We start from the raw sequence: 13,959 nt of genomic DNA on the forward strand, positions 1-13,959 counted from the left end.
TATCGCAGGCAAGCCAGCTCCCACATTTGAATCGTGGGGTGTCAGGTCGATGCGGGCCGGCTGCCGTTATTTTCGCTTGGAACGATGAATGCGCATCCACTCCCGATAGGCCACTGTACGCTGCGCATCCGCACGTTTCTTCGCCTCGGTAAAGCGCGACCACGTCTGCGCATCGCCGCTGTAGGACTCAATGATCTCGTACGCCAGCGCGTCCAATCGATCCGCTTCGAAGAACATCTCGGCATTTCGCGTGACCTCGTCGTCCCGCCTGTTTGTAGTTGTGTAACCAAGAGTCTGGCTGTTCATCCTCTGAGGCCCTCCGCCCATTGAATCTGTGCCGCGCTACTCCAGCGTACCTGGGTAATGCCGTATTTTTCCGCCATGGGTTTGGACACACGCTTGAACGTGTGTTGCCCAAATTTTGGGATGACCGCCACACCAGCGTCACAACTGGCCCAATGCCAAGCCTCGGCATTGTCCATGCGCGGTGCGCGCACGATGAAGGACTTAGGCTCGCCATGCAGCTGATACTCGATAGTGAATAGGTCGTTGTGTTTCATGAGGCCTCCTTGATACTCATGAGCTACAGATATTTGACGTCAAAAAAAATTCAAATAAGTTGTCCGACAATTCGATGACTGGGCGCAGGGGTGGATGAGGCCTAATCATCTACCGTAAAGGTGACCCATCCCGGCCCATTCGCTGGGCGTTCCAGCTCGGCGATGACACCGCTGACGGAAGAGCCGTCGGGCAAATTGACGGTGATAAAGTTGGGATTGCCGGGCCAATCCATTGGCGTGTCAAAGTCCAAGCGCGCGATGGTCGGTTTACCGCTGCTGGTCATTTGGATGTTTTTTGATTCGTTAAGGCGTTCATCTGAGGGTGTTCCAAGATGGCGCGAGGCAGTGATGACACTGGCAATACCTTGGTAGTCGTAAGACATGCTGGGTTACCTCATGTAAAGGGGCTGTTGCCCCCGTGTTCATTGGTTGAGTAGGCGACGGCACAGGGCTGGGCCATCTGTGGCTGGTCTTGGGTAGAGAAAGGCACGCACATGAGCGTTCAATCCAAATGATTGAATGGCGGTGTCAGTGTTGATGAACCTTCAGTGTTGGGTCGGCGATCTGGATAACCTTGCCCTGGCGCCACGCGTCCGCGCCGGGGGCGATGGGCGGCGCGGGGATATCGGCGCGCGTCTTTTTCTTGTCGGCACTGTCGATGCCCAGTCGTTTATCTCGTTCGGCGACCATACGCGGGTCAGCCTGGCCGTCTGCGGTAAACCCCATCATCAGCTGAGGCACGCCTAAAGGCAGGCGTTTATCCAGATCGGTATGCCAGGTGTGCCAGGTCTTGCCGTAGGTGTGCACCAGCTTCTCCATCAGCGCATGTTCCGCCACCTCAGGAATTCCCGGAGCGACCAGTTGCCCTGACTTCACTTCATGCACATGGCTGTGCCACAGCGCCTTTTCAGACGCGGGCAGCGTGTTGAACTGCGCCTCGCTGATGATGTACTCCACGCCCATCAACTTGGCATCCTTGCGGTTACCGTCGTAGATCACACACTGGATGACCTCCTCGTTGAGGATTGCGCAGTAGTGATGCGCTTCCATTTGCACATCGGGATGGCCGTTGTAGAAGTGAAAGCCGTCCAGGTAGGCGTTCAGTGCGTCAATCGGTGGGCGTGATTGCAGCAGGGCGGCGCCGGCCTCCAGCGTTCGGGTCGAAGGCGTTGTCGGTTTCCCAGGTGCCTCGACATTCGAAGGTGAGTTGTTGCCAGCGCAGGCGCTGAGCAGGGCCAGTGTCACTGCTGCGGCTAGGGATTGGGTCACTCGGTGGGGTGGGGTGTCAGTCATGGTCGGCTGCCTCCTGTTGCCGGTAATCTGCGCCAGGTTTGATCCTGTTCTCGTTGGAGAGACGAGCGTACGGGCCGTTCAAAATGCTTTGAGTTGAACACTCACTCATGTGGGAGCTGGCTTGCCTGCGATGACGGCCTCACAGACGGCCCCTATCTACCTGACGCCCCACGATCAAACTGTGGGAGCGGGCTTGCTCGCGAAAGCGGCCTGATAGCCGACACCTACCTGACGCCCCGCGATCAAATTGTGGGAGCTGGCTTGCCTGCGATGACTGCCTGACAGTCGACACCTATCTACCTGACGCCCTGCGATCAAACTGTGGGAGCGGGCTTGCTCGCGAAGGCGGCCTGATAGCCGACCGGGATGTGGGACCAGATTGAGTACATATCCGTTATTTAGGTAACGGCCACTTAGGGGTCCGCCCTTACGGCGGCTCACTTTTGAAAAGCGCAAAAGTAAGCAAAACGCTCTTGCCCCACCACTCGGCACCTCGCCTAGGCTCGGTGTGCCCGAACACAGTCTTGAATCCGTGGGCCGCCGCCACGCGCCATCCATGGCGCGGGGCGGCTAACCCGGCGTCCTGCCGGGTTACCCACGAATTCAAGCCTGCGTTCGGCCAGCGTGGTTTAACGGGGCGCCTGAGATCAAAAGCAGATCAAGAGCGGCTCGCTTCGCATCGTGGTTACCATCGATCACTACGGCGTTGTGCAAGGCACACTGACCGGCGTAGGCCTCAAACCGGACCGTTAGAAGAACTGGAAGAATCCGCTTCCCGCCCGATGTCATCGACCGCGTTAGGCTGCCCCAACTTGCTGTATTGCTCACGCAATTTTTGCAGGTCGTGCGCCCCGAGTTTATCCAGGCTCAACGCCGCATTGTGAGCTTCTTTGGTGGCACGAATCAGCTCGTCCAGTTTCAGATGAAGAATATCGTTGTCGCGGTTCTGGGTATTCTGGATCAGGAACACCATCAGGAAGGTGATGATGGTGGTGGAGGTATTGATGATTAACTGCCAAGTGTCGTTGTAATGAAAGTAAGGCCCGGTGAGCGCCCAGACAGCAATCAGGGAGACGGCCGTCAGAAAGGTTGTTGAGCTGCCCGCCTGGTTGGAGAGTTTTTGGCAGAATTTCGCGAACTTCATGATGCTGTCTCCTGGGGGATGTTCCTCTGTAGACCTCGGCAGAATTTCGAAATTCTTTTTTACAAATCGATTTTTTTTGACAAAATTCGATCAGCAAAACCCCTCTGCGCAGGAGCACTCAGCATGTCGGTCGCTGCTTCTATCGTTGAATACCTCAAGCACCATCAGTTGGTCATCACGACGGCCGAGTCGTGTACCGCAGGCAAGATCATCACCTTGCTTTCGCAGGTCGACGGCAGTGGTTCGTGGATCGAAAGCGGGTACGTGGTGTATTCGCCAGAAGCGAAACAGCGGCTATTGAACGTGCGCCCTTACACCATCGAAACGTTCAATCTCACCAGCTGTGAGGTCGCCCAGGAAATGGCTCACGGCGCGCTGCGCGACAGCCCTGCGGATGTAGCGGTAGCGACCACGGGCCTGCTGGGGCCGGATGGAATTGATGGCATTCCCCCAGGCACCGTTTGTTTCGCCTGGGCCTATCGAAACGGGGGCGCACTGAGTGTGTTCAGTCGCAAGGAACGCTTCATGGGCTCCCGTGAGCAAGTACAGTTGGCCGCGTCTCTTCATGCGTTGAAATGGCTGCCGCATTTTCACCGGCGGGCGATAGCGGGTGAACGCGCCTAATGCTGCCAAGTGCGCGCTTTTACGGCTGCGGTTCGATGTCCAGCAGCAAGTCGCCGTTGGTCAAGGATTCAGCCTGCTGGACCACGCCACGATAGGCCTGACCGTCCCATACAAAGGTAATCCTGTGAGCCTTCAGCAATTGCCCCGGCCATGGCGGCGCGAGCCGCAACTGCACGCCGGGCGCAGTGCGCACAAGCCGCCCCAGGCACTTGCTGGCGAGCGTGTTTACACCGAACAGCGTGTCCTGCAAGTATCCAATGTTGACCGGTTGAAGCGTTGCGTCAGTAGAGTCCGACATGTCATTTACCCCACCGACGACCGCCAGAAAGACTGCCTGGCCATGACCATTTCCTCACGTATTTCGCGCACAAGCCGGTTGATCCCCGAGACACCGTGATAGTGGGCGCGGTTGATGTTGGCGACGGTGAATTGATCCATACCGTGCGCCGTTACGGTGACTGAAAGGCTGCCGTCCGCGTTGAGCGAGCACTTGACCGCGCACTTGGGGAGGCGAGCGGAAAGGGCCGTTTCGATTTCGGCTTTCGTTAACGTATCCATGAGTTCACCGCATAAAGGACTCAGCGCGATAAGGCTAGCTCACAATGACTGGGCGTAAATACTGGCAAAGTAATGGTTTTGTAAGGAGGGTCGTCCAGAACTTAGCGTCGAAAGCCTTTACGTGAAACCTATGCTGAAGGTTAGCTCGTTGTTGAATGCTTCCGAGGCGTTTTCACAGTCGTTGGCGAAGTTGCCGCGCGATGCTTGGCCGTCTTTTTCCGTAAGCCGGAGGAGATTTGTTCATGTTTCTACATAACAAGCGACTTCAATCGCGTTCCGTTACTTCACCCAAGCCTTGGCCGAAGACGATCCGGGGCGCAAAGCATGATGAAAATCCGCACGCTCTCGGACCCCACCAACGACCCCACGACCGGCGCTGACCTGGGCAGGGGGCTGCAGCCAAAACCTGAGCCATGATCCAAGGCTGTACTGTCGCGCGGCGCCCACCGTAAGGCGCCGCGCCCTTTAGGTGGTAGATGGCACCGCGCAGCGTTTTCACGGTCCATGGAACACGTACCACGTATCTGGAGGTGAACCTTGGCGACAAAGAAGAAGCCTGTAGTCGACGGTATGGAATTGGCAATGCTGTCTGCCTGCCGCAAAGACCTGTTCTTTGCGGCCATGCAAGCCAGCCACAGTGCAATGATCGTGACCGACCCCGCCGGGCCTGATAACCCGATCATCTTTGCCAACCAGGCGTTCCTGACCCTGACAGGCTTTGAACTGGACGAAGTGATCGGACGTAATTGCAGGTTCTTGCAGGGGCCTCAAACCGACAAAAACGCGCTGCACCAGGTGCAGCGCGCGGTTGAGCAGCACCATGAGGCCTGTGTGGAGGTGCTCAATTACCGCAAGGACGGCTCGACCTTCTGGAACGAGCTGTTCATTTCGCCGTTGTTCAACGAACGTGGGCAACTGGTGTATTTTTTCGCCTCGCAGCTGGACGTGAGCCGGCGTCATGACGCTGAACAGCGCGTGCGTCGTGCACAAGACCTGGAAGCGCTGGGGCAACTGACCGGTGGCATCGCCCATGACTTCAATAACCTGCTGCAAGTGATGATGGGTTATCTCGACTTGATCCAGCAGAGCGCCAAGCGCCCCGGCAGCGATCTGCAGCGCATCGTCAACAGCGCCAACCGTGCCAGGGCGGCGGGGGAAAAAGCGCAAAACCTGACTCAGCAGTTGCTGGCGTTTTCGCGCAAGCAACGGCTCGACAGTCGGGTGATCAACTTGAATAGCTTGCTCAGCCGCCCCGAATTCATGGCGCATGCGCTGCAGGGCGTCGAGTTGCATGTAGAACTTGCCGAAGATCTGTGGAACTGCCGCATCGACCCGGTCCAGGCGGAGCTGGCGGTGCAGCATCTGTTGTCGAACGCCCAGGATGCTTTGCACGGGCGTGCTGACCCGGCGGTGACCGTCAAGACCTGCAATGTCCAGGTGCCGGGCGATGCAGATGCCGAGCGTGATGGCTTGGTCGAGGGCCGTTACGTGAGCATTTCGGTCTCGGATAACGGCAACGGCATCGACGCAGGAATTCAGGACAAAGTCATGCAGCCGTTCTTCACCACCAAGGAAGAAGGCCAGGGCTCGGGCCTGGGGTTGTCGATGGTGTACGGCTTCGTCAAGCAATCGGGCGGCACAGCGCGGATTCATTCAGACCCGGGCATCGGTACGACAATTCGCTTGTACTTTCCGGCCGATGACAGCCAGCTGTGGGTCGAGCAGGCACCTGAGGCGACCTCACCCCAAGGTAACGAGCGCATCCTGATTGTGGAGGACCGGCCCGAGGTGGCTGAGTTGGCGCAGGTCATTCTGTCTGACTACGGTTACCACACGGACATCGCCCTCAATGCCGCCGAGGCATTGGGCATGCTCAGGCAGGCGACGTATGACTTGGTGTTCAGTGACTTGATCATGCCCGGCGCAATGAATGGCGCGGCGTTGGCGCGGGAGGTGTCGCGCTTGTATCCGCACATCAGGGTACTGCTGACCACCGGCTATGCGAAAGATTCGCTGGCCCGCGCGGACATAGAGGTGCATGAGTTTGAGCTGATTTCCAAGCCGTATCAGCCTGCTGAGTTGCCCCGAAAAATCCGGGCTGTGCTCGATGCCTGATCGAGCAGGCCAATGCGCTCAAAATGTGGGAGCGGGCTTGCCCGCGAAGGCGGTGTGTCAGTCTCCGCATTTGTTACTGCACGACCGCTTTCGCAGCAAGCCAGCTTCCACATTGGATCTTCTTTGCTTTGAGCATTGCGTTCGCTTGGCACAGTGGCATTAGGGCTTGCCGCCGACATAACCGTAAATCCCGCGCTCCCACTTAGCTACCTCAGCACCGCCAGCACCCGTTTAAGCGCCAACATCAGTACAATCGAAAATCCGAATACCCTGCACGCCCAGCCGGTCGGTTCGGTCAGGCGTGTATTGCTGGCCGCGAGGACGATTGAAAGTTTTCAAAAACGGGGATGAACGGTAATGGGCCAACTAGACAACTTCGCTGTTCGTATGGCGTTGCGCCCCGCCTGATGCTGCTCCGCCGGCAGGGGTTAACCGCACACTCTGTTGCTGCAGCCCGCACAGACTGCTTGTATGCTGGCACTCTGGAACCGGTTGCCCCTGTGAGTACCGACGTTCGAATGATGGCTGGAATGGAAACCGGGCTTCCTTAAGGTGCTGACGTGAAGCGTGATACCCGTCTTGTGATGCTCTTGCTGTTGGTGATCGGCTGTTCCCTGACTTCGCTGACGATTTGGAAAGTCCTGTCTTCCCGCGACCGTGCGCTGGCGGAAGTGGACGTGCATGGCTTGAACCTGACCCAGGCCCTTAACACCTATACCGAAGGCATCGTGCGGCAAAGCTCGTTGCTGTTGCTGGGGTTGGTTGAGCGCCTGGAAACCGAAGGCAGTGGCCCGGTGCAAATCCAGCGCATCAGTACGCTGATCAACCGACAACAGCCGCTGATGCCGCAGCTCAGCGGCATCACCATTTATGATCATCAGGGCCGGTGGCTGCTGTCTTCCAATCGTGCGATTCCGGAGGGCGCCAATAGCAGTGATCGGGCCTATTTCATCCACCATCGCGGCGATCCGAGCGCTGAACCTTTTATTGGCCCGCCGATTCAAAGCCGCGCCAACCATGAATGGGTGGTGACCATCAGCCGCCGTTTCAACGACGCGGCCGGCAACTTCGCTGGCGTGGTCGCTGTGACCCTGGGGGTGGAAAACTTTCTGCGGGTATTCGGCAAGCTCGATGTAGGCCAGGAGGGCGCCATCGGCCTGTCCTACGCCGACGGCACGTTGCTGGTGCGTTACCCCTTCCGCGAGCAGGACATGGGCCGCAACTTTTCCACCTCGCCTATTTATTCCAAGTACCTCGTCGACCAGCCTGTGGGCACTGCGGCCTATACCTCCAGCCTGGACGGGGTAGAGCGGCTCTATGCCTTTCGCAAAAGCGAAACCCTGCCGCTGATCACCACCGTCGCGTTGGGCAAGCACGAAGCCCTCGCGGCGTGGCGCATCGAGGCGGCACTGTCAGCGGTTGTGGTGGCGGGGCTTTTGGGGCTGACGGGGTTGATCGGCTGGTTTCTGATCCTGGATATCCGCAGGCGAACAGCGGCCGAAGAGGGGTTGCGTGTCGCCCAGCAACAGTTGCTCGACTCCAATCGGCAATTGGCGCTATTAGCGAAAAAGGACGCGCTGACCGGACTCGCCAACCGCCGCTGTTTTGACGAAACGCTGGCCGTTGAAGCGCGTCGGGCGCAGCGCGAGGGTACGTCGCTGGCATTGCTGATGCTCGATATCGACCATTTCAAACGCTTCAATGATGCCTTTGGTCACGTCGCGGGAGATGCTTGCTTGCAGGCGGTCAGCACGTTATTGGAAACGTGCGTGCGGCGGCCGTCGGACCTGGTGACGCGCTATGGCGGAGAAGAAATGGCGATCATCCTGCCCGCGACTGACAGCGCAGGCGCTGTGGTGGTCGCGCAACGCATTCTTTCGCGTCTGCAGCAGGAGAACATCACACATCCAGGCAGCCCCTTCGGGCGCGTGAGTGTGAGTATCGGTGTTGCGACGGGCATGGGCTCACGGCTGGAGCCGGTGTTGGGGCTGGTGGAGGCCGCAGATGCGGCGCTTTACGGCGCGAAGGCGGCGGGGCGCAATGGGTTCAACGTGCATCCTGCGGACATGATTTCGAATGGCTGAAAACGGCTTGTACCTGGAGGTTGGCGACTCACATCCCAAGCGTCGGGATCATGAGTTCACCGCACTCCATCAATTGGCCAGCGGTGACTTGCAGCTGCGGGGTGGGTTTTGCCGCATAGCCTGCGATGAAGCCGGCACTTAGCAGTGCCAGGCAGAGGACGGCTTTTTTCAGAAGCATGCGCGGGGTCTCACAATCGGTTCAAAGGGTGAACCACAGATTGCACATTCAAGAGAAGGTTCCTGCGTAGGGGCCCCGGCAAGGCCGCTGTTTGCCGGATCACCGGGGGTAGGGCCGTGCGTTAGGCGAGCTATCAGATGCCCAGCGCATTACCTTTTCAAGGTGACCCGTGTGTTCGTCCCGTTGTTCGCTGAGGAAAATAAATCCGTGCATCTGGTAGAAATGAAGGCTGGCAACATTCTGCGAATACACGCTCAGTTGAAGAGCGGCTCTAGAGCCCATGGCATCTTCCAGTAACTGCGTGCCTACGCCGCGGCCCTGATGAGCAGGTGAGACAAATAGCGCCGCCAAGGTGTTTTCATATACGCAACTGAACCCCCGGACTTGTCCATCAACCTCAAACACGCGTGTCACGGCGCTTGGTAGGTAGATCTCGCGCATGGCGCCCAATTGTTCATGCCAGAACTCAGGGGCAATGAAGTGGTGGGCCAGGATTGACGCTTGCAACCAAATGTCCAGCACAGGTTCTACATCAGCGTTTCGAAAGTCGCGAATCATACGGCCTCAACGTTTGAGTGTGCAGGGCGAACACCGGCGGGGCGGTGGGCGCTGTCGCGTTTAAAGACCCCCGCGGCAGCGATTTTGAGCAGCCGACGAAAGTTCGGGCATTGCGCGTGATCAGGCGCAGGGCAGGCTGCCGCGTGCCGCAAGCCACGGCTCATGGCGCGCAGTTGCCTGACCGTCGTATCAATCTCGTCGGCCTTGGCCAGCAGCACCGCTCTGTCCACATCAGCCTGGCCGTTTGGCGATAGCATGGCCTGTATTTCATCCAGCGAAAGTCCACCCGCCTGCCCAAGTGCAATCAGCGCTAACTGCTCAATCACCGCCGCTGGAAACTGGCGGCGAATACCGGCCGGGCTGATCGAGGTGATCAAGCCTTTCTTCTCATAAAAACGCAAGGTATGGGCAGGGACTCCCGTGCGCTTGACGACCTCTGCGATATCCATTGGTAACCCATTGACTTGAAGTTGACTTCAACTTCTATGATGCCTGCGCACGTTCGATGGGTCCATGAATAAGAGGTAGATATGGCAGCGCTGGAAGTGGTCGCACAGGTTGTGTTGTTAGGGGCGGGAGCTACCGCCGTGATGGATATGTGGATGCTGTTGATGAAGGCTCTTGGGGTTCCAACGCTGAATTTCGCGTTTGTGGGGCGTTGGGTCGGTCATGCGTGCCAAGGGCGGTTTGTTCACGCCAGCATCGGGCAGGCGTCATCCGTTCGAGGTGAAGTGGCCCTGGGCTGGGTCGCGCATTACGTCACCGGCGTTGTTTTTGCGATCACGCTGGTGTGGGTTGAAGGGATTGCCTGGCTGCAGGCCCCCACCATTTTGCCGGCACTGATACTGGGTGTGGTGACAGTGGCCGTCCCGCTGTTGCTGATACAGCCTGCGATGGGGGCCGGGTTTGCATCCTCCAAAACAGCCGCGCCAGGCAAGAATTGCCTGCGCAGTGTGATCAACCATGGGGTGTTTGGGCTGGGCCTTTACTTGGCCGCGCGGCTGATTGCCTGGGCCTGAGCGGGATCAATGGACGAATTTGACGTAAATGTGTTCAGGGTCATCTTCATCCAGATTCTCGATCTGTCCGCTGGGAATAAAGCCAGCTTTCATCAGCAGGGCCTGTGACGCTCTGTTGGAGGCATTGGTCGACGCGAACAGCTTGGGCGTCTTGCAGGCTGCTTCGGCCGCTGCCAGCAGACGAAGGGCGACGCCCTGGCGCTGGTACAGCGGTGAAACCACCACCAGCGCAATAAACCCATGGTTGAAAAAATCGTGGGTGAGCACCAGGTAGCCGGCGCACAGGTTGGCGTCGGCGGCTACCAGGCATTGCTGGCGAACCATGGCGTCATAGATAAACACGCGACGACTGGCATGTTCGGTTGCGTAGGCATCCAATGCGACCAAGGCATGCACATCGTCGGGGGTGGCTTGGCGGATCAGCCAGTGTGGGGCAGCGGGGGGCAATTCAGTCATGGTCGTTGAGCATCCTCTGTTTAAACACTTCATTACCCTCCCGCGCTTGATCACATCATCACGACAGCGAACGCGCCGCCTTATCGATAGTATATCGTCGGCGACGGCACGCTGCGTCAGCGCATGGTGAAGACGTTTTCCTGGTTCAGGAAAAACTTCAAGCAAGCCTTGAGTCTGGAAGCTCTGGCGGCACACGCGCATATGCCGCGCTGGATTTTAGTCCCAGTCCTATTTGTTTCTTTTTTGGCGCTGATAAGCTTTTTCCCTGAAGAAATAGTCTCGGGAAATTCCTTGTCATGATCCTAAATGTCGCCGTGCCCAACGAGTTCAGCGCGTTACGTGTAATTACGCTGGCATCCGATGCGGCGTGCGCACATCGGCTTGCATCCGCCTTGAGCGGCATGGGCGTTCTGCCCCTGGCCAACGTCGAATCCCTGGACGCGCTGCAGGCGTGGCTGGAGGATTATCCGGTCGATGTCATCGTGTGTGAAATTCGCCCTGAATGCGGCGATGGCTTGATGTTGCCGAGCTTGCTCAAGGCCCGTCACGAGTCAGGCAAACTGGCCCAGTTTCCAGGCATTTTCTGGATGGGCGAAACCACGCTGGGCGCGCCGGGTGGGGCCGCTGACGGTGCACGTACGTCTGCACGTGAAAGGTCGGCCAAGCCGCTGTGGGTCAAGTACATGGGTGGAGTCGCCGTCAGCGCCCTGGAGTCCCATGCCCGTTTGGCGAGGGCGGCGGGCATTTTCGTCGAGATCGTGCGCGAAGGCGGCACCCTGGACCTGGGCGATGCATTGCGCGCCACGGTACTGACCCGCGTGCAACCCGACCCCTCGCTACGCAAAAACACCTTCGACGCCCTGGCCGAAGATGAGGTGATCCATGCGCTGACGACCGGCGACGGGCTGCGCTTTGTGTTTCAACCGCAGTTCGAATTGCTCAGCCGACGCATTGTGGGGGCCGAAGCGTTGGTGCGCTGGAAGCACCCACGCTTTGGTGAAGTACCGCCTTCGGTACTGATGCCTTTGGTCAACCGCCTGGGCCTGGATTTGCTGTTGTTCAGCCTGGTGGAGATGTGGACGATCAAGGTCATGCTGTCGCTCAAACGCGCGAACATCCAGATTCCCATCGCCGTGAATGCTTCAGCCAAGACGATTTGTACGCCCAACTTCGCCGATCGCCTGGCGGCCAGAATGCGCCAGGCAGAGCTGCCCAATCACCTGCTCAAGATTGAGCTGACCGAAGACGTCCCCGAACCCAATGAGCTGCACCTGTCGGCTTCGTTAACTGCGATTCGGGCCAAGGGTTTCCAGGTGTCGATGGACGATTTCGGTACCGGGGCGGCAACCTTCGCCTTACTGGCAAACCTGTCGTTTGACGAGATGAAAATCGATGGTTCGTTTGTCCGGGGTGTCGAACAGCATTCCTCGTCGCGCAATGTCATCGCCGGCATCGTCAACTGGGCGCGGCTGCTCAACCTGAGCCTGGTGGCGGAGGGGATCGAGGATGAATCAACGATCCCGTTGCTGCACCGTTTGGGCTGCCGGATCGGACAAGGCTATGCCTTGGCGCGGCCAATGGAAATCGATGCTTTCCTCAACTTTGTGATTCAACAGAGCAGTCCCGGTACATCGCTGGCTGAGTGAGCCCTACGCTTTTAAGAGCAGTCTGATATTCATTTTAATGCAATTGCATTAAGTTTCGCATCGTCTGATTTTTCAATTGTTCAGTACTTTTGAATGTCCTGCTGCTGAGGCGTGGCCAGCTCGGCTGGCGAACTTGCGCTTGAGAAGTCGAGAACCAATTAACAGTCAATAAAGTTGCTGTTCTCGTCTTTTTGCTCGTTATAAAGAGTGTTCCTTGATCTATGAAACGTTTACACATTGCTTTGCTGGATGATCATGCAATTGTACGACATGGTTTAGTCAATCGACTGGTACAGGAACCGGATTTTGAAGTGGTCGGCGTGTACAGCCGTAGCCGTGACCTGATAACCGGGCTGGCGACAGCACCGGCCGAGATATTGCTGCTGGATTTTGTGCTGGGCCCCTGCGAACTGGATGGTATATCGTTGATTCGCGCGCTGCGCGTGAAGTTTCCAGCCTGCCGGATTCTGATCTTTTCCACGCACCATGACGCAGCGACCGCAATCCTGGCGTTACGGGTCGGCGCACGCGGGTTTCTGGGCAAGGGCGAAGACATGGAGCAGTTGATCTGCGCGGTCCGGCTGGTGGCCTCAGGCGCCGTGTACTTGAGCCCGGACATGGCCTATCGCGTGGCAGAAGCCACCGCCGTGAGCTATGACGGCGAGACCAAGGGCAGGGATGAAGCCCTGCGCTTTGTCAGCCTTTCTGCGCGCGAGCAGGAGGTGATTCGATGTTACCTGGCCGGCATGACCATCACCGAGATCGCCGAGAAATTCAACCGCAGTATCAAAACCATCAGTTCGCAAAAAGCCGCCGCATTTCGCAAGTTGGGGGTGATGTCGAACAATGAGCTATTCAGGATCAGGCATATTATCGAAGGAATTTGAACGGTGCGAATTCATCTGCTGTGCGCGTGTCATTTTGCGGTTGTTGCATATACTCATGTGCGTGTTAGACGTTGTATCGATGAGTTATCCCTGTGTTTCGACGGTGCGGCGCGCGCCGGGCCGAGAGGGTACGATCACGATGAAACCCATACGCATTGCGTTATTGGATGACCACGCAGTCGTTCGACATGGCCTTGCCAGTACGTTGGCAGCCGAGGTGAACTTTGAAGTGGTTGGCATTTATGAAAAAAGCCGCGACTTGATTGCCGGTCTTGTTACAGCACCGGCAGATTTACTACTGCTGGATTTCTCTCTTAATCCCAATGAGTTGGACGGTGTATCACTGATCCGTGCGTTACGCGTCAAATTTCCCAATTGCCACATCCTGATCTTGTCCAGTCATCATGATCCGGCGACAGTGGGCCTGGCCATGCGCGTGGGGGCCCGTGGTTTTGTGGGTAAGGGCGAAGACATGAGCCAGTTGGTGAAAGCGATTCGCAAAGTCGCAGCGGGCGCCGTGTATTTGAACACCGACATGACCTATCGCTTGGCGGAAACGGTCACGGGTGAGACGCGTGAAAGCACCAACGAGGAGCGCGATGCACTGGCGCTGGCAGAACTGACGAGCCGCGAGCAGGAAGTCATTCGCTGTTATCTGGCAGGCATGACCGTGAGTGAAATTGCCGAGAAATTCAATCGCAGCATCAAAACCATCAGCACGCAAAAAACCTCGGCATTCCGCAAGCTTGGGGTGACGTCGAACAATGAGCTGTTCAAGCTCAACAAGATTATCGGTACACCATGAAAACGGGGCTGTGTGCCGTGGCGTTATGTAGC

General features: G+C 57.6%; 18 protein-coding genes. 7 read left to right on the forward strand and 11 right to left on the reverse strand.

The window, feature by feature from the left end; all coding sequences use genetic code 11:
* Positions 1 to 66: 66 nt before the first annotated feature.
* The 5 genes from CER19_RS24055 to CER19_RS24075 form a co-directional block, all read right to left on the reverse strand.
* Positions 67 to 306, reverse strand: a complete 240-nt coding sequence (locus tag CER19_RS24055; protein ID WP_116668235.1) for a hypothetical protein — start codon at positions 304 to 306, stop codon at positions 67 to 69.
* On the reverse strand, positions 303 to 560 hold the full coding sequence (locus tag CER19_RS24060; RefSeq protein ID WP_116668236.1) for a DUF6555 family protein: 258 nt from the start codon (positions 558 to 560) through the stop codon (positions 303 to 305). The genes CER19_RS24055 and CER19_RS24060 overlap by 4 nt, the downstream gene beginning before the upstream one ends.
* Before the next feature lie 101 nt (positions 561 to 661).
* Positions 662 to 943, reverse strand: coding sequence for a hypothetical protein (locus CER19_RS24065; protein WP_044273258.1), 282 nt, complete (start codon positions 941 to 943; stop codon positions 662 to 664).
* Between the two features lie 145 nt (positions 944 to 1,088).
* The gene (locus tag CER19_RS24070) at positions 1,089 to 1,853 is read right to left on the reverse strand and encodes an OBAP family protein (RefSeq protein ID WP_116668237.1); all 765 of its coding nucleotides are present in this window, start codon (positions 1,851 to 1,853) and stop codon (positions 1,089 to 1,091) included.
* 736 nt (positions 1,854 to 2,589) lie between these two features.
* Positions 2,590 to 2,997 carry a low affinity iron permease family protein gene (locus CER19_RS24075; protein WP_116668238.1) on the reverse strand — a complete coding sequence of 136 codons (408 nt, stop codon included), beginning with the start codon at positions 2,995 to 2,997 and terminating at the stop codon, positions 2,590 to 2,592.
* A 123-nt stretch (positions 2,998 to 3,120) separates the two neighbouring features.
* On the opposite strand from CER19_RS24075, the gene CER19_RS24080 reads away from it, so the two are divergent.
* Positions 3,121 to 3,621, forward strand: a complete 501-nt coding sequence (locus tag CER19_RS24080) for a CinA family protein (protein WP_116668239.1) — start codon at positions 3,121 to 3,123, stop codon at positions 3,619 to 3,621.
* A 19-nt stretch (positions 3,622 to 3,640) separates the two neighbouring features.
* Here the strand turns inward: CER19_RS24080 and CER19_RS24085 are convergent, their stop codons facing one another.
* On the reverse strand, positions 3,641 to 3,919 hold the full coding sequence (locus tag CER19_RS24085) for a hypothetical protein (RefSeq protein WP_116668240.1): 279 nt from the start codon (positions 3,917 to 3,919) through the stop codon (positions 3,641 to 3,643).
* A gap of 5 nt (positions 3,920 to 3,924) precedes the next feature.
* Entirely contained in the window at positions 3,925 to 4,179 is a 255-nt protein-coding gene (locus CER19_RS24090; protein WP_116668241.1) for a hypothetical protein, read from the reverse strand.
* Positions 4,180 to 4,716: 537 nt separating this feature from the next.
* Between CER19_RS24090 and CER19_RS24100 the strand changes: the two genes are divergently transcribed.
* Together CER19_RS24100 and CER19_RS24110 are read left to right on the forward strand one after the other, a co-directional pair.
* Positions 4,717 to 6,294: a histidine kinase famiy protein gene (locus CER19_RS24100; RefSeq protein ID WP_116668242.1), complete on the forward strand. Its 1,578-nt coding sequence runs from the start codon at positions 4,717 to 4,719 to the stop codon at positions 6,292 to 6,294.
* A gap of 560 nt (positions 6,295 to 6,854) precedes the next feature.
* A complete protein-coding gene (locus CER19_RS24110) occupies positions 6,855 to 8,378 on the forward strand; it encodes a sensor domain-containing diguanylate cyclase (protein ID WP_116668243.1) in 1,524 nt (507 codons plus the stop codon).
* A gap of 28 nt (positions 8,379 to 8,406) precedes the next feature.
* On the opposite strand, the gene CER19_RS28850 is transcribed toward CER19_RS24110, so the two are convergent.
* The 3 genes from CER19_RS28850 to CER19_RS24120 form a co-directional block, all read right to left on the reverse strand.
* Positions 8,407 to 8,556 carry a hypothetical protein gene (locus CER19_RS28850; protein WP_165861668.1) on the reverse strand — a complete coding sequence of 50 codons (150 nt, stop codon included), beginning with the start codon at positions 8,554 to 8,556 and terminating at the stop codon, positions 8,407 to 8,409.
* A 99-nt stretch (positions 8,557 to 8,655) separates the two neighbouring features.
* Positions 8,656 to 9,114, reverse strand: coding sequence for a GNAT family N-acetyltransferase (locus tag CER19_RS24115; protein WP_116668244.1), 459 nt, complete (start codon positions 9,112 to 9,114; stop codon positions 8,656 to 8,658).
* Positions 9,111 to 9,563, reverse strand: coding sequence for a helix-turn-helix domain-containing protein (locus CER19_RS24120; RefSeq protein WP_116668245.1), 453 nt, complete (start codon positions 9,561 to 9,563; stop codon positions 9,111 to 9,113). Before CER19_RS24120 ends, CER19_RS24115 begins: the two co-directional genes overlap by 4 nt.
* Before the next feature lie 81 nt (positions 9,564 to 9,644).
* Here CER19_RS24120 and CER19_RS24125 point away from each other — a divergent pair, with 81 nt between their 5' ends.
* Positions 9,645 to 10,133, forward strand: coding sequence for a DUF2938 domain-containing protein (locus tag CER19_RS24125; protein ID WP_116668246.1), 489 nt, complete (start codon positions 9,645 to 9,647; stop codon positions 10,131 to 10,133).
* A gap of 6 nt (positions 10,134 to 10,139) precedes the next feature.
* On the opposite strand, the gene CER19_RS24130 is transcribed toward CER19_RS24125, so the two are convergent.
* A complete protein-coding gene (locus CER19_RS24130; protein WP_116668247.1) occupies positions 10,140 to 10,589 on the reverse strand; it encodes a GNAT family N-acetyltransferase in 450 nt (149 codons plus the stop codon).
* Between the two features lie 296 nt (positions 10,590 to 10,885).
* On the opposite strand from CER19_RS24130, the gene CER19_RS24135 reads away from it, so the two are divergent.
* The 3 genes from CER19_RS24135 (at position 10,886) to CER19_RS24145 (ending at position 13,927) form a co-directional block, all read left to right on the forward strand.
* Positions 10,886 to 12,235, forward strand: a complete 1,350-nt coding sequence (locus CER19_RS24135) for an EAL domain-containing protein (RefSeq protein WP_116668248.1) — start codon at positions 10,886 to 10,888, stop codon at positions 12,233 to 12,235.
* Between the two features lie 221 nt (positions 12,236 to 12,456).
* Positions 12,457 to 13,122, forward strand: coding sequence for a response regulator transcription factor (locus CER19_RS24140; RefSeq protein ID WP_116668249.1), 666 nt, complete (start codon positions 12,457 to 12,459; stop codon positions 13,120 to 13,122).
* A 139-nt stretch (positions 13,123 to 13,261) separates the two neighbouring features.
* Entirely contained in the window at positions 13,262 to 13,927 is a 666-nt protein-coding gene (locus CER19_RS24145) for a response regulator transcription factor (protein WP_116668250.1), read from the forward strand.
* The last annotated feature ends 32 nt before the right edge of the window (positions 13,928 to 13,959 follow it).

It is taken from the genome of Pseudomonas sp. GL93, from assembly GCF_003408955.1.
Taxonomy (GTDB): Bacteria; Pseudomonadota; Gammaproteobacteria; order Pseudomonadales; family Pseudomonadaceae; genus Aquipseudomonas; species Aquipseudomonas paracarnis.

Excerpts from the sequence above, each read along its gene's own strand:
- CER19_RS24070 (WP_116668237.1), bottom strand. The coding sequence starts at position 1,853 with ATGACTGACACCCCACCCCACCGAGTGACCCAATCCCTAGCCGCAGCA.
- CER19_RS24120 (WP_116668245.1), bottom strand. The coding sequence starts at position 9,563 with ATGGATATCGCAGAGGTCGTCAAGCGCACGGGAGTCCCTGCCCATACC.
- CER19_RS24115 (WP_116668244.1), bottom strand. The coding sequence starts at position 9,114 with ATGATTCGCGACTTTCGAAACGCTGATGTAGAACCTGTGCTGGACATT.
- CER19_RS24145 (WP_116668250.1), top strand. The coding sequence starts at position 13,262 with ATGAAACCCATACGCATTGCGTTATTGGATGACCACGCAGTCGTTCGA.
- CER19_RS24130 (WP_116668247.1), bottom strand. The coding sequence starts at position 10,589 with ATGACTGAATTGCCCCCCGCTGCCCCACACTGGCTGATCCGCCAAGCC.
- CER19_RS24090 (WP_116668241.1), bottom strand. The coding sequence starts at position 4,179 with ATGGATACGTTAACGAAAGCCGAAATCGAAACGGCCCTTTCCGCTCGC.
- CER19_RS28850 (WP_165861668.1), bottom strand. The coding sequence starts at position 8,556 with ATGCTTCTGAAAAAAGCCGTCCTCTGCCTGGCACTGCTAAGTGCCGGC.
- CER19_RS24075 (WP_116668238.1), bottom strand. The coding sequence starts at position 2,997 with ATGAAGTTCGCGAAATTCTGCCAAAAACTCTCCAACCAGGCGGGCAGC.
- CER19_RS24065 (WP_044273258.1), bottom strand. The coding sequence starts at position 943 with ATGTCTTACGACTACCAAGGTATTGCCAGTGTCATCACTGCCTCGCGC.
- CER19_RS24135 (WP_116668248.1), top strand. The coding sequence starts at position 10,886 with ATGATCCTAAATGTCGCCGTGCCCAACGAGTTCAGCGCGTTACGTGTA.
- CER19_RS24140 (WP_116668249.1), top strand. The coding sequence starts at position 12,457 with ATGAAACGTTTACACATTGCTTTGCTGGATGATCATGCAATTGTACGA.
- CER19_RS24085 (WP_116668240.1), bottom strand. The coding sequence starts at position 3,919 with ATGTCGGACTCTACTGACGCAACGCTTCAACCGGTCAACATTGGATAC.
- CER19_RS24125 (WP_116668246.1), top strand. The coding sequence starts at position 9,645 with ATGGCAGCGCTGGAAGTGGTCGCACAGGTTGTGTTGTTAGGGGCGGGA.
- CER19_RS24080 (WP_116668239.1), top strand. The coding sequence starts at position 3,121 with ATGTCGGTCGCTGCTTCTATCGTTGAATACCTCAAGCACCATCAGTTG.
- CER19_RS24060 (WP_116668236.1), bottom strand. The coding sequence starts at position 560 with ATGAAACACAACGACCTATTCACTATCGAGTATCAGCTGCATGGCGAG.
- CER19_RS24055 (WP_116668235.1), bottom strand. The coding sequence starts at position 306 with ATGAACAGCCAGACTCTTGGTTACACAACTACAAACAGGCGGGACGAC.